General features: G+C 68.7%; 23 protein-coding genes. 15 read left to right on the top strand and 8 right to left on the bottom strand.

Annotated features, from left to right (window positions below; genetic code table 11):
- Nucleotides 1-185 precede the first annotated feature (185 nt).
- The 6 genes from DDQ50_RS02900 to DDQ50_RS02875 all read right to left on the bottom strand — a co-directional run bounded on the left by DDQ50_RS02900 (nt 186) and on the right by DDQ50_RS02875 (nt 7767).
- The gene (locus DDQ50_RS02900) at nt 186-1136 is read right to left on the bottom strand and encodes a D-alanine--D-alanine ligase family protein (protein WP_116755211.1); all 951 of its coding nucleotides are present in this window, start codon (nt 1134-1136) and stop codon (nt 186-188) included.
- 16 nt (nt 1137-1152) lie between these two features.
- Entirely contained in the window at nt 1153-2469 is a 1317-nt protein-coding gene (locus DDQ50_RS02895) for an aminotransferase-like domain-containing protein (protein WP_116755210.1), read from the bottom strand.
- Nucleotides 2470-2588: 119 nt separating this feature from the next.
- The gene (gene trxA / locus DDQ50_RS02890) at nt 2589-2915 is read right to left on the bottom strand and encodes a thioredoxin (protein WP_116755209.1); all 327 of its coding nucleotides are present in this window, start codon (nt 2913-2915) and stop codon (nt 2589-2591) included.
- A gap of 35 nt (nt 2916-2950) precedes the next feature.
- Nucleotides 2951-3985: a thioredoxin-disulfide reductase gene (trxB, locus tag DDQ50_RS02885; protein ID WP_116755208.1), complete on the bottom strand. Its 1035-nt coding sequence runs from the start codon at nt 3983-3985 to the stop codon at nt 2951-2953.
- 117 nt (nt 3986-4102) lie between these two features.
- Entirely contained in the window at nt 4103-5698 is a 1596-nt protein-coding gene (murJ, locus tag DDQ50_RS02880) for a murein biosynthesis integral membrane protein MurJ (RefSeq protein ID WP_116755207.1), read from the bottom strand.
- A complete protein-coding gene (locus tag DDQ50_RS02875) occupies nt 5695-7767 on the bottom strand; it encodes a DUF6049 family protein (protein ID WP_116755206.1) in 2073 nt (690 codons plus the stop codon). The genes murJ and DDQ50_RS02875 overlap by 4 nt, the downstream gene beginning before the upstream one ends.
- 110 nt (nt 7768-7877) lie before the next feature.
- Here DDQ50_RS02875 and DDQ50_RS02870 point away from each other — a divergent pair, with 110 nt between their 5' ends.
- From DDQ50_RS02870 to DDQ50_RS02835, 8 genes are all read left to right on the top strand, one after another.
- Nucleotides 7878-9317: a CCA tRNA nucleotidyltransferase gene (locus DDQ50_RS02870; protein ID WP_116755205.1), complete on the top strand. Its 1440-nt coding sequence runs from the start codon at nt 7878-7880 to the stop codon at nt 9315-9317.
- Nucleotides 9318-9494: 177 nt separating this feature from the next.
- Nucleotides 9495-9902, top strand: coding sequence for a 30S ribosomal protein S6 (gene rpsF, locus DDQ50_RS02865; RefSeq protein WP_116755204.1), 408 nt, complete (start codon nt 9495-9497; stop codon nt 9900-9902).
- A gap of 3 nt (nt 9903-9905) precedes the next feature.
- Nucleotides 9906-10454: a single-stranded DNA-binding protein gene (locus DDQ50_RS02860; RefSeq protein WP_116755203.1), complete on the top strand. Its 549-nt coding sequence runs from the start codon at nt 9906-9908 to the stop codon at nt 10452-10454.
- A gap of 51 nt (nt 10455-10505) precedes the next feature.
- The gene (gene rpsR, locus DDQ50_RS02855) at nt 10506-10766 is read left to right on the top strand and encodes a 30S ribosomal protein S18 (RefSeq protein WP_116755202.1); all 261 of its coding nucleotides are present in this window, start codon (nt 10506-10508) and stop codon (nt 10764-10766) included.
- Between the two features lie 8 nt (nt 10767-10774).
- Nucleotides 10775-11227 carry a 50S ribosomal protein L9 gene (gene rplI, locus DDQ50_RS02850; RefSeq protein WP_116755201.1) on the top strand — a complete coding sequence of 151 codons (453 nt, stop codon included), beginning with the start codon at nt 10775-10777 and terminating at the stop codon, nt 11225-11227.
- Nucleotides 11228-11778: 551 nt separating this feature from the next.
- Entirely contained in the window at nt 11779-13158 is a 1380-nt protein-coding gene (gene dnaB, locus DDQ50_RS02845) for a replicative DNA helicase (protein WP_116755200.1), read from the top strand.
- Nucleotides 13159-13238: 80 nt separating this feature from the next.
- Nucleotides 13239-13826 (top strand): DUF308 domain-containing protein, encoded by a 588-nt coding sequence (locus tag DDQ50_RS02840; protein ID WP_116755199.1) that lies wholly within the window; start codon nt 13239-13241, stop codon nt 13824-13826.
- Nucleotides 13826-14134 (top strand): hypothetical protein, encoded by a 309-nt coding sequence (locus DDQ50_RS02835; protein WP_116755198.1) that lies wholly within the window; start codon nt 13826-13828, stop codon nt 14132-14134. The genes DDQ50_RS02840 and DDQ50_RS02835 overlap by 1 nt, the downstream gene beginning before the upstream one ends.
- Before the next feature lie 25 nt (nt 14135-14159).
- Here DDQ50_RS02835 and purB read toward each other — a convergent pair whose 3' ends face one another.
- Nucleotides 14160-15608, bottom strand: a complete 1449-nt coding sequence (gene purB / locus DDQ50_RS02830; protein WP_116755197.1) for an adenylosuccinate lyase — start codon at nt 15606-15608, stop codon at nt 14160-14162.
- 110 nt (nt 15609-15718) lie between these two features.
- Between purB and DDQ50_RS02825 the strand changes: the two genes are divergently transcribed.
- Complete coding sequence (locus DDQ50_RS02825; RefSeq protein ID WP_133245890.1) at nt 15719-15967, top strand: hypothetical protein; 249 nt, start codon at nt 15719-15721, stop codon at nt 15965-15967.
- Complete coding sequence (locus DDQ50_RS02820) at nt 15964-17418, top strand: alpha/beta hydrolase (protein ID WP_116755195.1); 1455 nt, start codon at nt 15964-15966, stop codon at nt 17416-17418. The genes DDQ50_RS02825 and DDQ50_RS02820 overlap by 4 nt, the downstream gene beginning before the upstream one ends.
- Here DDQ50_RS02820 and DDQ50_RS02815 read toward each other — a convergent pair.
- The gene (locus DDQ50_RS02815) at nt 17375-17773 is read right to left on the bottom strand and encodes a phage holin family protein (protein ID WP_116755194.1); all 399 of its coding nucleotides are present in this window, start codon (nt 17771-17773) and stop codon (nt 17375-17377) included. The genes DDQ50_RS02820 and DDQ50_RS02815 overlap by 44 nt on opposite strands.
- Nucleotides 17774-17863: 90 nt before the next feature.
- Here DDQ50_RS02815 and DDQ50_RS02810 point away from each other — a divergent pair, with 90 nt between their 5' ends.
- From DDQ50_RS02810 to DDQ50_RS02790, 5 genes are all read left to right on the top strand, one after another.
- Complete coding sequence (locus DDQ50_RS02810) at nt 17864-18964, top strand: histidinol-phosphate transaminase (RefSeq protein ID WP_116755193.1); 1101 nt, start codon at nt 17864-17866, stop codon at nt 18962-18964.
- A gap of 94 nt (nt 18965-19058) precedes the next feature.
- Complete coding sequence (locus tag DDQ50_RS02805; RefSeq protein WP_116755192.1) at nt 19059-20213, top strand: thiamine pyrophosphate-dependent dehydrogenase E1 component subunit alpha; 1155 nt, start codon at nt 19059-19061, stop codon at nt 20211-20213.
- Nucleotides 20210-21193, top strand: coding sequence for an alpha-ketoacid dehydrogenase subunit beta (locus tag DDQ50_RS02800; RefSeq protein WP_116755191.1), 984 nt, complete (start codon nt 20210-20212; stop codon nt 21191-21193). The genes DDQ50_RS02805 and DDQ50_RS02800 overlap by 4 nt, the downstream gene beginning before the upstream one ends.
- A gap of 30 nt (nt 21194-21223) precedes the next feature.
- Nucleotides 21224-22528, top strand: a complete 1305-nt coding sequence (locus DDQ50_RS02795) for a dihydrolipoamide acetyltransferase family protein (protein ID WP_116755190.1) — start codon at nt 21224-21226, stop codon at nt 22526-22528.
- Nucleotides 22529-22586: 58 nt separating this feature from the next.
- Nucleotides 22587-23582 (top strand): metal ABC transporter solute-binding protein, Zn/Mn family, encoded by a 996-nt coding sequence (locus DDQ50_RS02790; protein WP_116755189.1) that lies wholly within the window; start codon nt 22587-22589, stop codon nt 23580-23582.
- The last annotated feature ends 23 nt before the right edge of the window (nt 23583-23605 follow it).

Here is a 23605-nt window from a genome sequence, read left to right as displayed (position 1 = left end):
CCCCTGCTGGCGGGAGCCTGGACCGGTACTCCCCCGCGGCAACATGGTCTGACGAGACAATCGGGTCGTCTCCACCATTGCTTGGCGCCGCGGCGCCCCTGCGATTCTCGCGGAGCACCACGCAGAGGGCCGTACCGCTCCTGAGGTGTTTCACGTGAAACACCCCAGGAGCGAGCGTCGCGTCGCTAGTTGCCGATCGCGGTCTGGGCGAGCTGGGCGTAGACCTTGCCGAGTTCGGAGCCGTCGGCGCGGATAGCCTGGGGAAGAAGCGAGGTCTCGGTGAGGCCGGGGAGCACGTTCACCTCGAGGAACCACGGCGTGCCGGCCTCATCGACGATCATGTCGACCCGGGACAAGTGGCGGAGCCCTAGTGCTCTGTGGGCGAGAAGAGCGAGTTCGGCCGCAGAGGCCGCCGACTCGGCGGAGATCCTCGCCGGTGTGTAGAAGCGGGTCTCCCCCGCGTTGTAGCGCGCTTCGAAATCGTAATCGCCGCTGACGGGCTCGATCTCGACGGCGGGGAGTGCGCGGGGAGTGCCACTCTCGTCGATGACCGCTACGGCGATCTCGGTACCGGCGATGAAATGCTCCACGAGTGCGTCATCCCCGTAGGTGTACGCCTCGACCATGGCGCGAGACAGTCCGTCGGGCTCTCGCACGATGCTGACTCCCTGGGCGGATCCACCGCGAGCCGGCTTCACGACGAGGGGAACCTCGAACGAATCCCGGACGACAGCCAAGACGGAGGGTGCGCCGAGCTCTCGGAAGGTGTCGCGAGACAGTGCTATCCCGCGCGGAGTGACTCCCCCGGCGTTCGCGACCAGGGTCTTGGCGACGGGCTTGTCCCATGCCAGGCGCGACGCGCGGTAGTCGGAGCCGACGAAGGGAACCCCCGTCGTCTCGAGCAGAGCGCGGAGCGCGCCGTCCTCGCCGCTCGCGCCGTGCAGGGCCGGCCAGACGACGTCGTAGCCGTTCTCGGCGATCGCACCGAGCACCGAGGCATCGGGCTCGCGGATCTCCACCCGCCAGCCCTCATCGATGAGTCCATCGGCCACTCGACGCCCCGATCGGAGCGAGATCTCCCGCTCGTGCGAGATGCCGCCGGCGAGGACGAGTGCGAAAGGTTCTGAAGCGCTCATAGTCGAAGGTTCCTTGTCAACCGAGGTCGGGGGGCGGTGTCATCACATGCCGGGTCTTCGACTGCACCTGCAGCGGCCCGGTGGAGGAGAACGCGTCGAGGAGAGCGGCTTCTCCGTTGATCACCGTGGTGAGGCGACGGATGCCCAGTTCGATGCGTTCCGGAGTGGGATAGCAGAAGGACAGGCGCATCTCGTTCCGCCCTCCGCCGTCGGCGTAGAAGGCGGTTCCGGGTGTGTAGGCCACCAGCTCGGTGACGGCACGGGGCAGCATCTGCTTGGCGTCGAGGCCCTCGGGCAGCGTCAGCCAGACGTAGAACCCGCCGTTCGGATTGGTCCAGGTGAGGCCGGGCAGGTGCTCGGTGAGGGCCTCCAGCATCGCGTCGCGCCGCTCGCGATAGACGCCACGGAACACGTCGATCTGAGCGCGCCAGTCGGCGGTCTCGAGATACCGGTTGACCACCATCTGATTGAACGAACTGGGCGAGAGGATCGCCGACTCCGCCGCGAGCACGAGCTTGTCGCGGATCGCATGCGGCGCCAGCGCCCAGCCGACCCGGAATCCCGGGGCGAGAGTCTTGGAGAACGAGCCCAGGTAGACGACGCCCTCGTCGTCGAGCGTGCGGATGGGCGGAGGCGGCGGAGCGTCGAAGTAGAGCAGGCCGTAGGGATCGTCCTCGATCACCAGGATGCCGTTGCTGCGCGCTATCTCGAGGATCTCGGAACGGCGGTCGGCACTGAGGGTCACCCCGGCCGGGTTGTGGAAGTTCGGCACCGTGTAGAGGAACTTGATGGTGGAGCCGGCCGCCTTCTCCCGGGCGATGGCCTCGCGTAGGGCTTCGGGGATGAGGCCATCCGAATCCATCGCAACGTGGACGGTTCGCGCCTGATACGAGCGGAAGACGCCGATCGCGCCGACGTAGCTGGGAGCCTCGGCGAGGACGACGTCGCCGGGGTCGAGGAAGAGCTTCGCGACGAGGTCGATGGCCTGCTGCGATCCCGTGGTGGTGACGACATCGTCGACGCTCGCGTGGATGCTCTCCTCCGCCATGACATCGAGGATGCGCTCACGAAGCGCCGGAACACCCTGACCCGATCCGTATTGGAGAGCCGTCGGCCCCTGACTGCTCATCACGTCCGAAAAAGCTGCTCTGATCAGGTCTTCTGGTAGGGCGGAGACGAACGGCATGCCCCCCGCGAGCGAGACGACCTCGGGACGTGATGCCACGGCGAACAGAGCTCGAACCTCGGATGCGGCCAGACCCGAGGTGCGCTCGGCGTAGAGGTCGTACCAGGGGTCGAGATTGGTTCCGCTGCCGGCGGGTGGAGTGGACACGTTCTCCTCGTTTCGAAGGGGGCTCACGAGCGGCGGTCGAGGGCCGCTTCAACAGTAGTGGGGACAAAGAAAAGACCCGCTCGGCGTCTGCCGAGCGGGTCCGTTGAAAGTACCGTCGGTCAGGCCAGGAATGCTGCCAGTTCCGACTCGAGTGCAGGCTTGGGCTTGGCGCCGATGACCGACTTGACCACCTCGCCACCCTGGTACACCTTCATCGCGGGGATGGAGGTGATGTGGTATTTCGCCGCGGTCTGCGGGTTGTCGTCGACGTTGAGCTTGACGACCTCGATCTTGTCGCTGTTCTCGACGGCGATCTGCTCGAGGATGGGGCCGACACGGCGGCACGGGCCGCACCATTCGGCCCAGAAGTCGACGATCACGGTCTTACCCGAGCTGAGGACTTCCTGCTCGAAGTTCGCGTCAGTGACCTCTTTGAGGCTGGACATTTTTTCTCTTTTCCTGTTGACCGGGGTAATTGTAGTCAGCTGCGGGCATCGCTCAGCGACACGAGCTCACCATCGGGGTCGAGCGTGCTGCCGGAAGCGGGCGCTGAGCCCTCGTCGACCGCCCCGGTGGCCTGTTGCAGGAGTGCCTCGGGGAGCGACGCGAGGTAGTGCTCGGCATCCAGAGCGGCGACCGTTCCGGAGGCCGCAGCGGTGACCGCCTGGCGATAGGTCGGATCGATGACGTCACCCGCGGCGAAGACGCCCTCGAGGTTGGTCTTGGACGATCGGCCGTCGACCGCGATGGTGCCTTCGACGGTGAGATCGAGCTGGCCGTGGAAGAGGTGCACGCGAGGGTCGTTGCCGATGGCGACGAACAGGCCGGTGACCTCGAGCTCCCGCTCCTCCCCCGTCAGCGTGTCGCGAAGGGTCAGGCCGCTGAGCTGGGTGTCGCCGTGGATCGCCGATACCTCGCTGTTGTAGAGGATCTCGATCTTCGGGTTCTCCTTGGACCGGTCCTGCATGATCTTGGACGCACGGAACGTGTCGCGACGGTGGATGAGATACACCTTGTCGGCGAACCGGGTCAGGAAGTTGGCCTCCTCCATCGCGGAGTCGCCGCCGCCCACGACCGCGATCTCGTGCTTGCGGAAGAAGGCGCCGTCGCAGGTGGCGCACCAGGAGATGCCGTAGCCGCTCAGGCGATCCTCGTGCTCGATGCCGAGCTTGCGGTACGCGGATCCGGTCGCGACGATCACGGAGAGCGCCTCGTGCACCTCGCCGGAGCCGAGGGTGACCTTCTTGACCTCGCCGGACAGGTCGACCGACGTCACGTCCTCGTAGATGACGGTGGCATCGAAGCGCTCCGCCTGCGCCTGCATCTTCTCCATCAGCTCGGGACCCATGATGCCTTCGGGGAATCCCGGGAAGTTCTCGACCTCGGTGGTGTTCATGAGCTCGCCGCCGACCTCGACGGAACTCGCGATCACGAGAGGCGCGAGGCCTGCACGTGCCGCGTAGATCGCCGCGGTGTAACCGGCGGGACCTGACCCGATGATGATCATCTGATTCATGCGGACTCCTTGCGTTCAGGCCCCCGCGGGCGCGGGACCTCGGGCCTTCCGGCCACGGACAGTTCAACGAATCCTAGCCACCGGGTATTCCGTGCGGCTGCAGGGATCAGGTGAGCCTCAGGGTCGACGGCGGCGCGCCACGATATCGATGGCGAGGCGCAGATCGGGCGATCGGAGCAGCCAGAGCAGGAGCAGGTAGACCACGCCCATCGCCGCTCCGATGGCGATCATCGAGACGATGGCGCCGACGACGGAGTCGACCGCGAAACCCCCCGCCGTGAGGCCGCCGAGACCGAGGAGCACGAAGTAGCCCACGATCGCGGCGGGCACGGTCGCGACGATGTCCGTCGACAGCGACCTCGGGAGTCCGGCGGCCGCCCAGCCGATCTTCCGGGCGAGCAGCACGGCGGCGATGAGCAGCTGGATGAGGGTCGCCCCGGAGACGACGGCCGCGATCCCCATGGCGATCATGTCGACCGGCAGGAGGGCGCAGCCGAGGACGCCCGCGATCACGATGACCACCTGGGCGATCGTGAAGACGAACGGCGTGCGGGTGTCGCCCAGGGCGTAGAAGCCCCGCTGGACGACGAAGAGGAGCGAGAAGGGCACGAGTCCGACGCCGTAGGCGATGACGACGCCCGCCATCTGCTGCACGTCGGCGTACTCGGGGGTGAAGACGCGGGAGAACGGGATGGCGACGACGGCGATGACCGCGGAGGCGAGAACGAGGAGGAGCGAGACGGTGCGGAGGGTGGCGGCGATATCGCGCCGGAAAGCCGCCATGTCGTTCTGGGCGGCGTGCTCGCTCATCCGCGTGTAGAAGGCGGTGACGACCGAGACGGTGATGATCGAGTGCGGCAGCATGAAGATGAGCCAGGCGGTCGACAGGGTGAGCACACTGGCGCCCTGACCCGATGCGATGTTGGCGACGCGGGTCTCGATGAGGCCGGCGATCTGAGTTGCGACGAGCATCGCGAGCGTCCACCCCGCGGCCGTTCCCGCAGCACCCAGACCGACGCCGCGCCAGGCGAAGTCTGGCCGATAGGTCAGCCCGATCCGACGCCAGAAGAAGAACAGCAGCACGGCCTGCACCGCGATGCCCAGGGTCGCACCGCCGGCGAGGAGCGCGATCATGCCCGGTGTCCAGTCGGCGGGGGTTCGAGTCCCCGATGCGTCCGCACCGAAGACACCGATGAACACGAGGGTCGCGGCCACCCCCACGATGTTGTTGGCCACGGGTGCCCAGGTGAACGGCCCGAACAGCCGTCGTGCGTTGAGCACCTCCCCCAGCAGGGCGTAGAGGCCGAGGAAGAACACCTGGGGGATGCACCAGTACGCGAATGCGGTAGCCAGAGCGGCGCTCTTCGGGCCGTACAGGCTGACGAGGGCGGGCGCGGCGAGTGTCGCGGCGACCGTGACGACGAGGAATGCGACGAGAGCGAGGGTGACGAGCTTGTTGATGTAGGCGCTTCCGCCGTCCGGTCCCCCGCTGGCGCGGACGATCTGCGGGACGAGGATGGCGCTCAGCAGGCCGCCGCCGATGATGGCGTAGATGCTGTTGGGGATCATCGTCGCCGAGGCGAACGCGTCGCCGCTCACGCTCCCGACCGCGCCGACCGCCTGCGCGAGCACGAAGATCTTCACGAATCCGAGGACTCGGGAGACGATCGTGCCCGAGGCGAGGAATGCGCTGGCGCGTCCGATTCCGCTCACGCGTCAGCCGGTTCCGCGCGGAGGCGCCGCCGACGACGGATGCTGCGGTAGGTGCCGAAGCCCAGGAGGGCGAGAACCAGCGCGCCGATCACGGCGATGCCCGCCGTCTCCCAGAAGGGCTGCACGTCGAGCTGGATGTACCGGGGAGTGCCGATCGGCGCCCCGGACGGGCTCGACAGGTTGACGGTCACGGTGACGCGTCCGTTCGCGATCGCCTTGGCCTGGAGGAGGACGCGCTGCGTCGACGCGGGTTGGATGGTGCTGGTGGCCCCCGTGATCACGAGACGCCCGTTGTTGGCCTGCGGTGTCACGACGACGTTCACGGGGTAGGGCAGGGCGTTGCTGACGTAGATCGGCGCCTCCGCGGTGAATGCCGCGACGTTGATCTGGCTGCTCGCGTCCACCGTGACCGAGGCGAGGGTCGCTGCCGTGTCGGCACGCGTGGCCGCGACGGCTCCGCGCCAGCCGTCGGGGTCGTCGATCCATCCGGCCGACAGGCCGGCGAGGAGATCGTTGCGGGCCGGACCGGTGAGGAGCTCCGGCTGGTCGAGGATCGAGGAGAAGCGGCTGATCGCCTCCTCGTCGGTGAGGAGCCCGCGGGCGGTGTCGACGCGGTCGTCCGCCGCTGTGGCCCACTGGGCTCCGGCATCGGCCACGGCGTCGGCGGCCGGGAAGGAGTCGACGGAGATCCAGGGCAGTGAGGTCAGCGCTTGAAGCGGTCCCGCCATGTCGGTGCCGGTCGAGCGGGCCCGGTCGAGGGCGACCACTACCGAGCGGCGCGAGCTGCCGGTGTCCGTGGCGGTGGCGGCGAGGACCGCGGTTGCGCGGCTCTGGGCCAGTCGGGTGTCGGTCGAGCCGACGGCGAAGACGGCGTCGGAGACGATCGACGACGAGGCGTCGGCGACGATCACGTTGTGCGAGTCGACGCTCGCGACGTCGCCGGTGATCGGCCCGTCGAGGTCCTCCGCCCCGACGAGCACTCGGTTCAGACCGCCGGCCGCCGCGAAGTCGAGGTCGGCGGTCGTCGAGTGTCCCGCCGAGGGCCAGGCGAGATCGGTGGCGCTGTAGTCGAACGCCAGGAGCTCCTCGAGCGTGGGCAGGGTGACGGCCGGGGTGGGCTCCTGGGTCGCCGTCGAGGTCGGCGAGGGGCTGGGAGTCGGACTCGTCGTCGCGGCCGATGCGTCGGGACTCGGGGTGGGCTCGGTTGCGGGGAAGTTGTCGGGGTCGAGCGCGGCGAGGAACGAGGTCGGGGTGAGCGGGATCGACGCGCCGATGGACCGTTCGAGCGAGATGTCGGAGTCCGCGTACTGGAGAGGGATGACGGGATTCGGAAGCGCCTCGAGCTGCTCGAGCCACTGGAGGGCGCTCTCGGGTGCGCTGATCCCCAGCACGCGGATCGAGGCGAGGATCCGCGGATCGAGCAGGACCGTCGCGGCCGGGTTGGATGCCGCCTCGAGCTTGCGGGTGAGGAGACCGCTGGGGGCCGTGTACTGCTCCAGGGATTCCGCGCTGATCAGTCCCTCGCCGGACGCGGGAGTGGTGATGGGCACGACCACGCTGACATCGAGGGTGGTCGGCGCGGTGCCATCGAGTCGGACGAGGGCGCTCGCGCTCGCCACCGTGAGGTCGTCGCCGGCGCGCATGGTGGTCACGACGACGTGCGCGCCCCAGCCGCCTCCGGACAGAGCGCCGTCGAGGACGTCGGCGGGGATCTGGACGGAGAGCTGGGCGCTGCCGAGGACGGGCAGCGGTGGCGTGTCCACCGTCCCCACGACCGACGCCGAGACGGTGGAAGGATCCGCGAACGCCTCGTTCAGAGCGTCACGACTGGCCAGGCTGCGCGCGACGGCGACATCGAGTGTGCCGGCGGGAACCGGTGCTCCGCTCACATTCGTGACGGTGCCGGACACGGTGAGCGCTTCACCCGGCCGTGAGAGAGCTCCGTTCTCCGGGGCGAGGACGAGCTCGAGGTCGCCTTCCGCCGCGTGGGCCGGAGCCATTCCGACGAGCCCGGCGAACACGGTCGTCGCGGCGATCGCGAGGGCGCTCAGCCCCGCCAGCCGCCTCACGCGAGACGGCGGCGCGTGCCCGGCAACGTGCTCGCTTCCATGGTCCATAACTCTAGACAGCGTCTGCCCCGGAGGCATGCAGGAAGCGCCACCCTCTACCATTGGGCACCATGGACAGCGTGGCGGCCGCCCTCGACCGCCTCACCGAGGTGGCGACCTCGCGACCCGTCGCCCGGCTCTCGCAGGCCTTCGCGGAGGCAGGGCAGGAACTCGCTCTCGTCGGCGGTCCGGTGCGCGATGCGTTCCTCGGCCGCTCGGCTCCCGATCTCGATTTCACGACCGATGCGACGCCCGAACGGATCCTCGAGATCGTCCGTCCCATCGCGAGCGCGCACTGGGACATCGGCCGTGCCTTCGGCACGATCGGCGCGAAGGTCGCCGGCGAGACCGTCGAGATCACCACCTATCGCGCTGACAGCTACGACGCCGACTCCCGCAAGCCCGAGGTCGTGTTCGGCGACAGCCTCGAGGGCGATCTGGGGCGTCGCGACTTCACCGTCAACGCGATGGCGCTCCGGCTCCCCGAGAGGGTGCTCGTCGACCCGACCGGCGGCCTCGAGGACCTCATGGCCGGTCGGCTGCGCACCGCGTCCGACCCCGATGTCTCGTTCGACGACGATCCCCTGCGGATGATGCGCGCCGCGCGATTCACGGCGAGCCTCGGCTTCGTGCTCGACGACGCCGCCCGGGTCTCGATGACGGAACGGGCGGAGCGCATCGGCATCATCTCGGCCGAGAGGGTGCGCGACGAACTCGTGAAGCTGATCAGCTCGGACGCACCGCACGCGGGGCTCGAACTGCTCGTCGACACCGGGATCGCGGAGCGGATTCTGCCGGAGCTACCCGCGCTGCGCCTCACGGTCGACGGCGAGCACCGGCACAAGGACGTGTACGAGCACTCGCTGACGGTCCTCGACCAGGCCATCGAGCTCGAGGGCTCGCGGAGCGACGACCCCGACCGCACCCCCGATGTCGTGGTCCGCTTGGCCGCCCTCCTGCACGACATCGGCAAGCCCGCGACGCGGAGGTTCGAGGGCGGGGGGACGGTCACCTTCCACCACCACGATGTCGTCGGCGCCAAGCTCGCACGGAAGCGACTGCGCGCGCTGCGCTTCGACAACGCGACCATCGACAGCGTCGGCGCACTCATCGAGCTGCACCAGCGATTCTTCGGATACACCGAGGGAGGGTGGACCGACTCCGCGGTCCGTCGGTATGTGCGCGACGCGGGCGATCAGCTCGAGCGCCTGCACATCCTGACCCGCGCCGACGTGACGACCCGCAACCGCCGCAAGGCCGAGCGCCTCGCCCATGCCTACGACGACCTCGAGACGCGGATCGCCGAACTGGCTGCGCGCGAGGAGATGGACTCGGTCCGCCCCGATCTCACCGGCGAGCAGATCATGGACGCACTCGACATCTCCCCCGGCCCGGCCGTCGGACGCGCCTACCGGTTCCTCCTCGAGCTGCGCCTCGACGAGGGCCCGCTCGGCGAGGAGGAGGCCACTCGACGCCTTCTCACCTGGTGGGCTGAGGGCGGGAAGGACTGACCTCTACCCCCGGGCAGTGCTCCGCCATCTGCACCTCTCGAAACGGCGCTTCGGCCGTGGTTGAGCGGATGTCACCCGGCAGGCTAAGCTGTTGCGGTTGTCCCTTCTCGGGACACGTGCACACACCCTCCTGTTGCAGACCGTCTGCAACCGCTTTAGTCCGAAGGAGGTGGGTCAGTGACGCACAAGTACGAACTCATGGTCATCCTCGATCCCGAGATCGATGAGCGCACCGTCGCTCCGAGTCTCGACAAGTTCCTCAACGTCATCCGGAGTTCCGGTGGCACCGTCGACAACGTCGACATCTGGGGTCGTCGTCGTCTCGCTTACGAGATCCAGAAGAAGAGCGAAGGCATCTACGCCGTCGTGAACCTCACCTCGACTTACGAGGCCACCAAGGAGCTCGACCGCCAGCTCAACCTCTCCGAGGCAGTGCTGCGCACCAAGGTCCTCCGCTCCGAAGAGGCCACCGCTCGCGCAGCTTCGGTCGCGGCCGAAGCCGAGGCGAAGGCCGAGCACAAGGCGAAGGTCGCAGCCCCCGCAGCAGCAGCCCCCGCGGCTCCCGCAGCTTCAGAGGGCGCCTGAGTCATGGCCGGCGAAACGATCATCACGGTCGTCGGCAACCTCACCGCCGATCCCGAACTGCGTTACACGCAGGGTGGGCTCGCCGTCGCGAACTTCACCATCGCGTCGACGCCTCGCACGTTCGACCGCCAGGCCAATGACTGGAAGGACGGCGACGCGCTGTTCCTCCGGGCTTCGGTGTGGCGCGAGTTCGCCGAGCACGTCGCCGGTTCGCTCAGCAAGGGCTCCCGCGTCATCGCGACGGGTCGTCTGAAGCAGCGCTCCTACGAGACCAAAGAGGGCGAGCGACGCACGTCGATCGAACTCGAGGTCGACGAGATCGGCCCCTCGCTCCGATACGCGACCGCTCAGGTCACGCGCGCAGCGGGCGGATCCGCTGGTGGCGGCGGTGGCCGCGGCGTCTCGCAGGGAGCCGACGAGCCGTGGGGCAACGCTCCCAGCGGCGGCGGCAACTTCGGTGGCGGCAACTCCGGCGGAGGCGCAGCAGCTGCTCCTGCCGGTGGGGATGTCTGGAACACTCCGGGCAGCTACGACGACGACACACCTTTCTGATCCCGCACCGGGATCCCTCTCTCTCACACTGACTAAGTAAGGACGAAGAAAATGGCTGGAAAGTCAAGCGGCGACCGCCGCAAGCCTCTTCGTGGCAAGGGCGGCAAGACCGCCGCTCCCGCGAAGTCCATTCGCGTCGGCGTCATCGACTACAAAGACGTCGCGACGCTGCGCAAGTTCATCTCGGAGCGTGGAAAGATCCGCGCCCGTCGCATCACCGGCGTCTCGGTGCAGGAGCAGCGTCTGATCGCCCGTGCGGTCAAGAACGCACGCGAGATGGCGCTCCTGCCCTACGCAGGCTCGGGCCGGTAGGAGGACCCATGTCGAAGCTCATTCTCACCCATGAGGTGACAGGACTGGGGGCCCCCGGTGACGTCGTCGACGTCAAGAACGGCTACGCCCGCAACTACCTGATCCCGTCCGGCTTCGCCGTCCAGTGGACGCGCGGAGGCGAGAAGCAGATCGAGTCGATCAAGGCGGCCCGCGCCGCCCGCGAGCTTGCGACGCTCGAGGAGGCCCAGCAGCTCAAGGCGCGCCTCGAGAGCACCGTCGTGCCGCTCACGGTCAAGGCCGGCAACGGTGGACGTCTGTTCGGCTCGGTCAAGACCTCCGACATCGCCTCCGCGGTGTCGGCTGCGGGTCTCGGCGAGATCGACAAGCGCAAGATCGAGATCACCAGTGCCATCAAGGGCACGGGAACTCACGAGGCCACCGTGCGTCTGCGCGACGACGTGGCGGCGACGATCACGCTGTCCGTCGTGGCGGCTCGCTGACCTCTCAGCACCCCTCTCGATAGGGCGGTCCGGTACATCCGGGCCGCCCTTTCGCGTACCCGGGCGGCACAGCACGAGCGGGAGCCGACAGGGTGTTCCACAGGCCGTGTCAAGTCTCGACCAATGCTTGAAGCCAGTTTTCCCCAGCTCGGCTCGGTGGAGAAAATATCCCTGATCAAGGGGTGATTAGCCGCGAGAACCGGGTGAAAATCCACCCGGATTCCCACAGTGCGATCCCTCGACACGCCGCGGTTCTCCACAGTTTCCACAGATTTGTACACAACCCTTAAAACCTCTCGGAGCGCTAGCGTCGTCCGTGCGCCGATCAGCCCGGTGCCGTCGGTCATGGGGGCTGTCGGATCCGGGCGCCGATGTCGGCGGTGCGCTGTTGGCTGAAGTCATCGCCACAGCGCGAACAGGTGAGTGACGAGCCCGTGACGCGCGCGCCGAAGATGGTGCGCCGCGACAGACGGCGCGCCGACACCCGAGTGCATTCGAACCGCAGTGCACTCCTGCAACACGAACGGGCACCGCCTGGGCAAGGGGAACAGATGTCGATCGCACATCTCGGTATCGCAGGGGACTCCCGCCACGACGGCGACTCGCGCGGCCCCGGCCGCACTCCCCCGCACGACCTGCTCGCCGAGCAGAGCGCGCTCGGTGGAATGCTGCTCAGCAAGGACGCCGTCGCCGACGTCGTCGAGACCGTCAAGGGCGTCGACTTCTACGTCCCGAAGCACGAGGTCATCTTCGAGGCCGTCCTCGGCCTCTACGCGATGGGCGAACCGACCGACGTCATCACGGTCACCGACGCTCTGACCAAGAGCGGCGAGCTGTCCCGGGCGGGCGGCGCCGACTACCTGCACACGCTCACCAGCATCGTCCCGACGGCCGCCAACGCCGGCTACTACGCCGAGATCGTCGCCGAGCGAGCCGTCCTCCGCCGCCTCGTCGAGGCGGGCACCCGCATCGTGCAGATGGGGTACGCCAGCGAGGGCGAGGTCACCGACCTCGTCAACACCGCGCAGGCCGAGATCTACGCGGTGACCCGCGAGAACGAGGCGGAGGACTACGTCCCCCTCACCGACGCGGTCGGCAGCGCCATCGACGAGATCGAGGCCGCGCAGCACAAGGACGGCAGCATGAGCGGCGTCCCGACCGGGTTCGCCGAGCTCGACGAGCTCACCAACGGGCTTCACGGCGGCCAGATGATCGTCATCGCCGCGCGACCCGCCATGGGCAAGTCGACACTCGCGCTCGACTTCGCCAGAGCTGCGTCGATCAAGCACAACGCCCCGAGCATCTTCTTCTCCCTCGAGATGGGGCGCAGCGAGATCGCCATGCGCCTCCTGTCGGCCGAGGCATCGATCCCCCTGCACCACATGCGCAAGGGCAACCTGCAGACCGACGACTGGACGAAGCTCGCTCAGACGCGCGGACGCATCAACGACGCCCCGCTCTACATCGACGACAGTCCGAACATGACCCTCGTCGAGATCCGTGCCAAGGCGCGACGGCTCAAGCAGAAGGTCGGTCTGAAGATGGTCATCATCGACTACCTGCAGCTGATGACCTCAGGCAAGAAGGTCGAGAGCCGCCAGCAGGAGGTGTCCGACTTCTCCCGCTCGCTCAAGCTGCTCGCCAAGGAGCTGCAGGTGCCGGTCATCGCCCTGTCGCAGCTGAACCGTGGTTCCGAGGCTCGCGCCGACAAGATGCCCGCGATCTCCGACCTCCGCGAGTCGGGCTCGATCGAGCAGGATGCCGACATGGTCATCCTCCTCCACCGCGAGAGCGTCTACGAGAAGGACAGCCCCCGCGCGGGCGAGGCGGACCTCATCGTCGCCAAGCACCGCAACGGTCCCACCCGCACCATCACGGTCGGTTTCCACGGCCACTACTCGCGCTTCGCGGACCTGCCCCCGGGCCACTGACCCGGAGGATCCCCGGCGACGCGTGGCATAAGCTTGCCTGGTCGTCCTCGGTGGGCGGGTTGCATGTGGTTGGAGCAGGGATGAGCGAGGACGGTGTGCGCTTCGGAGCGCGCTACTGGCCCGTACAGCTCATCGGTGCCGGTCTCGCGGTTCTGGCGGCCATCGCCGTCACCTTCTCCCCCGACCACTCCCCCGCGTACGGTCTCTCGGTCTTCGCCGGCTACGCCCTCCTCTCGGGTGCAGTGACCATCGCGAGCGCCTCGCGGACCGACCGCACCCGATTCGCGACGGGACTCACCGTCGTTCAGGGAATCGTCTCGGTCGTCGTGGGCGCCGTCGGTCTCAGCGTCCTGGTCTTCGGCGAGGCGTCGCTGCTCGCCCTGGTTCTCGCGGTCGTGATCTGGGCGGTGCCCGTCGGGGCCGCCGAGCTCGTCATCGGACTGCGCCGCTCCGAGGCCTCCGCCGCCTCACGGGATCAGATCTTCGTCGGCGCGGCGACCGTGCTCCTCGCTGTCATCGCGCTCGTGGGGATGGGCGACTCGGTGTTCGTCGTCGGCTGGTTCGGCGCATACGCGGCGATCGTTGGCGTCTACCTCGGAATCGCCGCGTTCAGCCTCAAGTGGGATGCGGCCCGCACGTCCACCGAGCAGAACCCCGTCGGTTCCTGATGGCTGCACCGTCCAGGGCCGATCGCTTCCGGCCCGCAGAGCTCGTCGGCCTCGCGGGCCTGCTCGCCGTGTTCACCGGCGTCATCGTCATCGTCACGACGCGCGAGTGGATCCTCGCGGTGATCTCGCTCGGCGTCATCTTCATCGCCGCTCTGGTCGTGCTGGCCATGCTGTCGCTCGCAGCCGGCCCGATCGGCACCGAGACCGACCTCAACGGGCAGAGTCCCACCGCGCCGCAGGCCGGGCCCGCCGACGCAGGCACGGATCCGACCAAGAGCGACCCGCCGGCGCCCGGCGCCTCGGCCTGACCGGAGCTATTCCGGGTCGCTCGACTCAGGGGCGCGGGGCCACCAGGTCGACGAGGTCGCTCGCGATGCCCGCGTAGCTCCGCGGCGTCAGCGCCCGGAGGCGCGCCTTCGCGTCGGCGCTCAGGTCGAGCCCCTCGACGAACTCGGTCATGATGGCGGCGTCGACGCGACGGCCCCGCGTGAGCTCCTTGAGCAGCTCGTACGGGTTCGCGATCGAGCTGGACCCGGCGGCCACCTCGGCTCGGATGACGGTCTGGATCGCCTCCGCGAGCACCTCCCAGTTGCGGTCGAGGTCGGCGAGGAGCAGCTCTTTGTCGAGGGTCAGCTCATCCAGTCCGCGCTCGATGTTGACGAGGGCGAGGAGGGAGTGGCCGAGCCCGACGCCGATGTTGCGCTGAGTCGTCGAGTCGGTGAGGTCGCGCTGGAGTCGCGAGGTCACCAGGGTCGCGGACAGGCTGTCGAGGACGGCGGCGGACAGTTCGAGGTTCGCCTCGGCGTTCTCGAACCGGATCGGATTGACCTTGTGGGGCATCGTCGACGAACCCGTGGCACCGGCGACCGGCGTCTGGCGGAAATAGCCGAGCGAGATGTACGTCCAGATGTCGGTGCACAGGTTGTGCAGCACTCGCCCGATGTGCACGATCTGGCTGTAGAGCTCGGCCTGCCAGTCGTGGGACTCGATCTGGGTGGTCAGCGGATTCCAGTCCAGGCCGAGAGAGGTCACGAACTGACGTGACACGGCCTGCCAGTCGATGTCGGGAGCGGCGGCCAGATGCGCCGCATAGGTGCCGGTTGCCCCGTTGAACTTGCCGAGGTACTCCTGGCGGTCGAGGATCGCGATGAGACGATCGAGCCGGTGCACGAAGACAGCGAGCTCCTTGCCCATCGTGGTGGGTGTGGCGGGCTGACCGTGGGTGCGGGCGAGCATCACCGCGTCGCGCTCGTCCACGGCCATGCTGCGCAGCTTCTCGACCACGGCGCTGAGCTTGGGGAGCCAGACTTCGCGGACGGCCTGCTGCACCGTCAACGCGTAGGCGAGGTTGTTGATGTCCTCGCTTGTGGCGGCGAAGTGGGTCAGCTCGGCGAGGCTGCTGAGCCCCAGAGCATCGAGTCTGCGGCGGATGTAGTACTCGACGGCCTTGACGTCGTGCCGGGTGGTCGCCTCGAGCCGGGCCAGCTCGTCGATGTCGGCCTGACCGAACTCGCGCGCACTCGCGCGCAGCTGCCGTGCCGCCTCGGCGGGGACGCGGGACGCGCCGAACATTCCGTGATCGGTCAGGTACAGCAGCCACTCGATCTCGACATGCACCCGCGCGCGGTTCAGGCCGGCCTCGGAGAGGTGGTCGCCGAGCTCGTGGACCGCGGGCTGGTAGCGCCCGTCGAGTGGGCTGAGCGGCTGGACTCCCAGCGGGCGGCGGTCGTCGTTCGCCTCGGGTTCGAAGGCGCTCGGCGTTGACGTCGGGGTGTCGGACATGCCTCCATTCTCGCCCAGTGGCCCCCTCCACATGTGAAGCGCCTTCCCGGTTGCCCTCAGGGCCGCCCCCTCGAGCAGGTGGCGGACCCGGACACCGGCACTCTGGGGCGATGGAATCCGCGACGAACATGGCAGAGACGGCTCACCTGCTCGAACGCGCTGGCCGCATCGACGCGATCGCCGACGAGCTCGCCGATGCGACGCACGCGGTCTCGCGTCTGGCTGACCTCGAATGGAACTCGGCAGCGGCATCTCTCTTCCGCTCGGCGATCGGCTCGCTCGTCATCGACCTCGATCGAGCGCGCCACTCGTTGCGGGAGAGCGCGGACGCCTACGGCAGAGCGGCGCGCGGCGCATGAGCTCCGATCTGATCATCTCGGGCGGCGGTGTCGTCACCGTCGCGACCGAGGAGATGATGGCCGCCGTCGCAGGCTGTCGCAGCGCCGGCCTGCGGCTCCAGCAGCTCGCGAGCAGCACCCGCCGCGTGGTTGGAGAGTCGACCTATCTCCCCCGGCAGCCGGTGAACGGCGAGCTGGGGGCCGGGATGGAGGCGCAGGCGGCGGCAGCGGCCGTGAGCCGAGCCGCAGACGAGCTGGTCTGGCTGGGTCACGCGTTGATGGCTGCGATCGACGCCTACGCACGCGTCGAGTGGGAGATCGCGAAGTGGGTCGAGCGGCAGGTCGAGGCCGCGGGGTATCTCGTCGGCCGAGCCCTCCCCGTCATCATCGTCGAGACGGCTCCACTGCTGCTCGCCGTCGGGGTCGCGGCGGCGCTGCTCGCACGCCACTCCCCCGGTGCCGCGCCCACCGCAGAGCAGACGGCGGCGCAGACCGCTCTCCGCGGTGCCATCCTCTCCTCTCCCCTCACCGCGCAGCTCGTCAGACTGCTGGTCGCCGGCCTCGACGACGGCATGCGGGGGGCGCTGCAGCTGCCGCCGGAGCTCTCAGCGGCTCTCGACGAGGACGCGACCGATCTGCTCGGAACCGCCGCCGCCGCCGCTCTGATCGCCACGGTGGCCGGCGGACCCCGGCTGCTCCCGGACGGCGCTGTCACCGTGCGGCGGATGCGCTCCGAACCGGTCGTGGCGCCGTCGAGCCTCGCGGAGATGGTGAACCGCGTCCCGCATGGTCAGACGGGCCGCGACCAGATCAGGATCGAACGCTACGTCGACGGATCAGGAGAGGCGCGCTCCATCGTCTACCTCGGCGGAACGCTCGAGGACCCCGATCAGCCGTGGGACATGGCCTCGAACCTCTCGGCCATGGGCGGTGGCGACGCAGGATCGGTGAGGGCGGCCGGCGACGCCATGCGGCAGGCGGGCATCCAGCCCGACGAGTCGGTCGTCCTCGTCGGCTATTCGCAGGGCGGTCTCGTCGCGTCGCGCCTCACCGAATCGGGCGACTGGAATGTCGGAGGGGTCCTCACCGTCGGCTCTCCCGGCGCCGGGATCGAACTGCCGGCCGACGTGCCCGTCGTCTCGCTCGAGCACACGGGCGACTTCATCCCCTCACTGAGCGGCGGTTCGAGGTCTCCCGCCCTCGAGCCGGTCACGGTGAGACGCGAGCTGTCGCCGGCTGAGCTGGAGGCGTCGTCGGGCAGCGCGATGCCTGCCCATCAGCTGCCGCTCTACCTCGAAACGGCGCGGCTGGCCGATTCCGACACCGAGCCCCGACTCGTCGCGGAGCGCGAGGCCGTGCTCGCGGCCGTCGCGGGGGCGGGAAGCGCGGCGGGTGCGGGAGCTGCGACGGCCTGGCGGGCCGACAGGGTCAGCGGCGACGCCCCGCGAGGGGGCGCAGCAGCAGTCCGATGAACCAGTTGAAGATCGCGAGAACGAGAGCGCCGAGCACGCCCCACCAGAAGCCGTCGACGACCAGGCCGAACCCGATCAGTCCACTGATCCAGCCGACGAGGAGGAACAACAGACCATTCACGATGAGCGCCAGCAGGCCGAGGGTGAGGATGTAGAGGGGGAACGCCACAATGCGGATCGCCGTTCCGAGCACACCGTTGACGACGCCGAAGAGCAGGCCGAGCAGCAGATAGGTGAGGATCGTCTCGAGCACGCCGGCCGGAGCGAAGACGACCACTTTCGCTCCTGCGACGATGAGAGTGGTCAGCCACAGGGCAACCGCATTGCCGAGCACCGAGACGATGAATCTGCGCATGGGACAACTATCCCATTCGGGCCGCCCCGGGACCACGGCTGGGGCAGGGACACACGGGAGGGCCGCGCGGTCCGTCGCTACGATGGGCCGGTGACCGAGCAGACCCCCGCACCCGTACGGCTCCGCCCCGAGATCGCATCGCTCCCCGCCTACCGTCAGGGCAAGCCCGCGGCGGACGGCGGGTACAAGCTCTCCTCCAACGAGAACCCGTTCGATCCGCTTCCCGGCGTCCTCGCCGCCCTCCGTGGAGCCGACGAGATCAACCGGTACCCCGAGGCCGGATCGCAGGCGGTCCGCGCGGCGCTCGCCGAACGATTCGGTGTCGGGATCGACGAGGTCCACGTCGGCGCCGGCTCGGTCGCCCTCCTCTCGCAGTTCATCAACGCCGCGGCGTCGAACGGCGACGAGGTCGTCTACGCCTGGCGATCCTTCGAGGCCTACCCGGGTCTCGTCACCGTCGCGGGGGCCTCATCGGTCCGGGTGCCGTTGCGGGAGGACGGCGGGCACGACCTCGTCGCGATGGCTCAGCGCGTGACCGATTCGACGCGAGTCGTGATCGTCTGCAGTCCCAACAACCCGACCGGGGTCGTGGTGACCCGCACGGAGTTCGAACGGTTCATGGACGCCGTGCCGAGCGACCTCCTGGTGCTCCTCGACGAGGCGTACATCGAGTTCGTTCGCGATTCCGACGCGGTCGACGGGCGCGAACTCCTCGGTCGCTACCCCAACCTCGTGATCCTCCGCACCTTCTCGAAGGCCTGGGGCCTCGCGGGGCTCCGCCTCGGCTACGCCATCGGACCGGCTCACGTCCTCGACGCCGCCCGCGCCGCGGCCATCCCCCTGTCGGTGACAGGTCAGGCGCAGGCCGCGGGGGTTGCGGCGCTGGCGCACGAGGCGCAGCTCTTCGAACGCGTCGACCATCTCGTGACGCGGCGCGACGCCGTGCTCGCGGGGCTCCGCGCCGCGGGTCTCACGGTCCCCGAGGCGCAGGGCAACTTCGTCTGGCTGGGCCTCGGCGACCGATCCTCGGAGGCGGCCGAGGTCTTCGAACGGCACGGGATCGTCGCACGCGTCTTCGCCGATGAAGGGGTCAGAGTCTCCATCGGCGAGGCCGAATCAGTGGATGAACTCCTAAGGGCTGGCGAGGAGATTGTGCAGAACCTACGGGGAAGCGCTCAGAGCGCCCGGTAGATTGTCACGGAGCGGAACTCGCATTCGAGTTCCTCAGCTCCCGATTTCCTGGCCGCCGACGGCGCTCCGGGGTCGCCTCGAACCACACGATCGGATGGTGCACGTGGCCAAGTCCGCGAGTTCGACCGTCGACACGACCACGCTCGCCGAGCCGGTCCGCTTCCTCGACCCGGACGGCCGGTTCGCGCCGACTCCGGCCGCCGAGCGATTCGCGTCGATGCTCGACGAACTGACCGAGGCCGACCGGCTCGAGTTCTACCGCGACATGGCGGTCGTCCGCCGCTTCGACATCGAAGCGGGACACCTGCAGCGGCAGGGTCAGCTGGGTCTCTGGGTGCCGAGCCACGGGCAGGAGGCGGCTCAGGTCGGCTCGGGTCGCGCGGCGCGAGCCCAGGACACGATCTTCCCGTCCTACCGCGAGCACGCGGTGGCGAGGATCCGCGGTGTCGATCTGCTCGATGTCCTGCGCATGCTGCGCGGCCTCACGCACGGCGGCTGGACCCCGGCCGAGGTCGGTAACTTCCGCCTCTACACGCTCGTGATCGGATCGCAGACACTGCACGCCACGGGCTACGCGATGGGTGTGGGCCTCGACGGCGCGCCCACCGGAGACCCGTCGATCGACGAGGCCGTGCTCGTCTACTTCGGCGACGGGGCGACCTCGCAGGGCGACACCAACGAGGCCATGATCTGGGCGACCAGCTACCAGACTCCGCAGGTCTTCTTCCTCCAGAACAATCAGTGGGCGATCTCGGTCCCCGTCAGTCGGCAGTCGCGGACTCCGCTCGTCGACCGTGCAGCCGGATTCGGCATGCCGGCGACGCAGATCGACGGCAACGACGTCCTCGCCAGCTACGCGGCGACCCGCTATCACCTCGAGCACGCCCGGTCGGGTGGTGGTCCCGCCTTCGTCGAAGCCCTCACCTACCGGATCGGGGCGCACACGACCTCCGACGACCCGACCCGGTACCGTGCGGCCGACGAGCTGGCGCTGTGGGAGTCGCGCGACCCCCTGATCCGCTATCGCAAGTACCTCGAGAACGAGGGCGTCGCCGGTTCGTTCTTCACCGGTGTGGATGAGGAGGCGGCCGATTTCGCCGCCGATATCCGGCGCCGCACGCTCGAGCTCGGGCCGCCGCCCGTCGACACGATGTTCGATCACGTCTACTCGGAGGAGCACCCGGTGCCTGTGGCCCAGAAGGCCTGGTTGTCCGACTACGAAGCCGGTTTCACGGAGGGCGAGTCATGAGCGGGCCCGGTGTGCTGACCATGGCGAAGGCTCTCAACCAGGGCCTGCGCGACGCCATGTCGGCGGACGACAAGGTCCTCGTCATGGGCGAGGACGTCGGCCCCCTCGGCGGCGTGTTCCGCGTGACGGAGGGCCTCCACGCCGAGTTCGGCGGTTCCCGCGTGCTCGACACCCCCCTGGGTGAGGCGGGCATCGTCGGTGCCGCGATCGGACTCGCCATGCGCGGCTACCGTCCCGTGTGCGAGATCCAGTTCGACGGGTTCATCTACCCGGCGTTCGACCAGATCACCTCCCAGCTCGCCAAGCTCACCAACCGCCACGAGGGATCGGCGACGTTCCCGATCGTCATCCGCGTCCCTTACGGCGGACACATCGGGGCGGTCGAGCACCACCAGGAGAGCCCCGAGGCCTACTTCGCCCACACCCCGGGTCTCCGCGTGGTGTCGCCGAGCACGCCGAACGACGCCTACTGGATGATCCGGCAGGCGATCGAGAGCGACGACCCCGTCATGTTCTTCGAGCCCAAGAGCCGTTACTGGCCGAAGGGCGACGTCGACCTGACCTCACCCGCATCGCCGCTGCACGCCAGCCGGCTGGTGCGCAGCGGTCGGGAGTGCACGGTCGCCGCCTACGGCCCGATGGTGAGCGTCGCGCTGCAGGCCGCCGAGATCGCCGCGGCCGAGGGCACGAGCATCGAGGTCGTCGACATCCGCTCCCTCTCCCCGATCGACTACGGGCCGCTGCTGGCCTCCGTCGAGAAGACCGGACACCTGGTGGTCGCGGCCGAGGCGTCGAGCTTCGTCAGCGTCTCCGCCGAGATCGCGGCGACGGTCACCGAGCGGGCGTTCTTCTCCCTCGAGGCACCGGTTCTCCGGGTCGGCGCCTTCGATGCGCCGTTCCCGCCCGCGAAACTGGAATCGACCTTCCTGCCCGACGCCGACCGGGTGCTCGAGGCAGTCGATCGCTCCCTGGGCTACTGACCGGAACCGTGACGAGATGATGAGGACGCCATGAGCACCGCACGATTCAATCTCCCCGACGTCGGCGAAGGCCTCACCGAGGCCGAGATCGTCTCCTGGCGCGTCCAGCCGGGCGAGGTCATCGAGGTCAACCAGGTCATCGTCGAGATCGAGACGGCGAAATCCCTCGTCGAGCTCCCCTCGCCCTACGCGGGCATCGTCGGCGAGCTGCTCGTGGCCGAAGGCGACACCGTCGAGGTGGGCTCCCCCATCATCACGGTCGACGACCAGGGCGGCAGTCACATCACCGGCCAGCTGACGACTCCCGCCCAGGCGGCGCTCCCCGGCGAGATGCACGTCGAGGAACCCGTGCTCGAAGGCAACGACGATGCGGGCGGCACTGTTCTCGTCGGCTACGGCACGGGCGGGCACGCGTCGACCCGGCGCACCGGCCGCCGCACCGGTGGCGGCGCTCCCGCGAGGGCCACCGAGGGCACGAGCGTCGTCGCGAAGCCCCCCGTCCGTCGCCTCGCGAAGGAACTCGGCGTCGAGCTGTCGACCGTCGTGCCAACGGGCGCGCGCGGCGAGGCCACCCGTGAGGATGTGCTGCGGCACGCCCAGCAGGTCAGCGTCTTCCGGAACATCGAGACTCCCGAGTGGCCGGGCGATCGCGAGGACCGCATCCCCGTCAAGGGTGTGCGCAAGGCGATCGCCGCCGCGATGGTGTCGAGCGCGTTCAGTGCTCCTCACGTCAGCGTGTTCGTCGACGTCGATGCCACGCGCTCGATGGAGTTCGTCCGCCGGCTCAAGAACTCCCCCGACTTCGCCGGGGTCAAGGTCTCGCCGCTGCTGATCATGGCGAAGGCTCTGATGTGGGCGGTCCGGCGCAATCCGACCGTCAATTCGAGCTGGACCGACTCCGAGATCGTCGTCCACCACTACGTGAACCTCGGCATCGCCGCTGCGACACCGCGGGGACTCATCGTGCCCAACATCAAGGACGCGCAGTCGCAGTCGCTCATCGAGCTGGCCACCTCGCTCGAGAACCTGACGATCCGCGCGCGCGAGGGCAAGACCCAGCCCGCCGAGATGGCGTCCGGAACCATCACCATCACCAACATCGGAAGCTTCGGGGTCGACACGGGCACCCCGATCCTCAACCCCGGCGAGGTCGCGATCGTCGCCCTGGGTGCGATCAAGCAGAAGCCGTGGGTCGTCGACGGCGAGGTCGTCGTCCGCTACGTGACCACGATCGGGGCGAGCTTCGACCACCGCGTCGTGGACGGCGACGTGGCGAGCCGTTTCGTCGCCGACCTGGCCGCGGTCATGGAGGAGCCCGCTCTCCTGCTCGACTGAGATGCGGGTCAATCCCCCGTTTTGACAACGATTATCAATACGGGATAGCGTCGTCTCGATGGCATCACCCGGTGCCATCGCGATCCCGACGCGAAGGCCCCACGTGAAGAACCCCGCACTCCCGCTCGCCGCCGCAGCCGTACTGCTGCTCTCCGCCTGCAGCACGGCGACCGCCGACGACGGGTCGATCCGGATCGTCGCCTCGACGGACGTCTGGGGGAATATCGCCTCCGCCATCGCCGGTCCGGATGTCGAGGTCGTCTCGATCATCGACAGCCCCGACAAGGACCCGCACGAGTACGAGGCCAGCGCGCGCGACCAGCTCGCCGTCTCCCGGGCGGACATCGTGATCGAGAACGGCGGCGGCTACGACGAGTTCATGACCACCCTGTTGGCCGCCACCGACGCCGATCCCGAGGTGATCGACGCGGTGGATCTCTCGGGTCTCGCGGAAGACGATCACGACGAGAAGGCCGGGGCTGCGCACGACGAAGGCGAGCACGACGAGGGCGAGCACGAGCACGGGGAGTTCAACGAGCATGTCTGGTACGACCTCCCCACCGCCGTCGCCGTGGCCCGTGAGGTGGCCGACCAGCTGAGCGAGCTCGATCCGGCCGGCGCCGACGGATACGGCGGTCGCCTCGACGAGTTCGAGACGGGGGTCGCTGCACTCCAGGAATCGGTCGACACGATCGGGGCAGCCGACTCGGGTGCCCAGGTCGCCGTGACGGAGCCCGTCCCGCTGTGGCTGTTCGAGGCGATGGGGCTCGAGAACGTGACCCCGGACGAGTTCTCCGAGGCGGTCGAGGAGGACAGCGACGTCCCGGCAGGCGTTCTGCAGGATCTGCTCACCACCCTCGAGTCGGGTGAGGTGCGCATGCTGGCCTACAACGACCAGTCGGCGACGGCCCAGACGGAGATCGTCCGCACGGCGGCGGAGGGCGCGGGGGTGCCGGTCGTCGACTTCACCGAGACGCTGCCGGAGGGCGAGGATTACCTGAGCTGGATGGGCGGCAACATCGAACGAGTGCGGGACGCTCTGGCCGCCGGATGACCTCGCCCTCCGCCGTCTCGCCG

Source organism: Amnibacterium flavum (assembly GCF_003097495.1).
Lineage (GTDB): Bacteria > Actinomycetota > Actinomycetes > Actinomycetales > Microbacteriaceae > Naasia > Naasia flava.
Note: the sequence above shows the minus strand (reverse complement) of the source record. Positions and strands in the feature narration are given on the sequence as shown.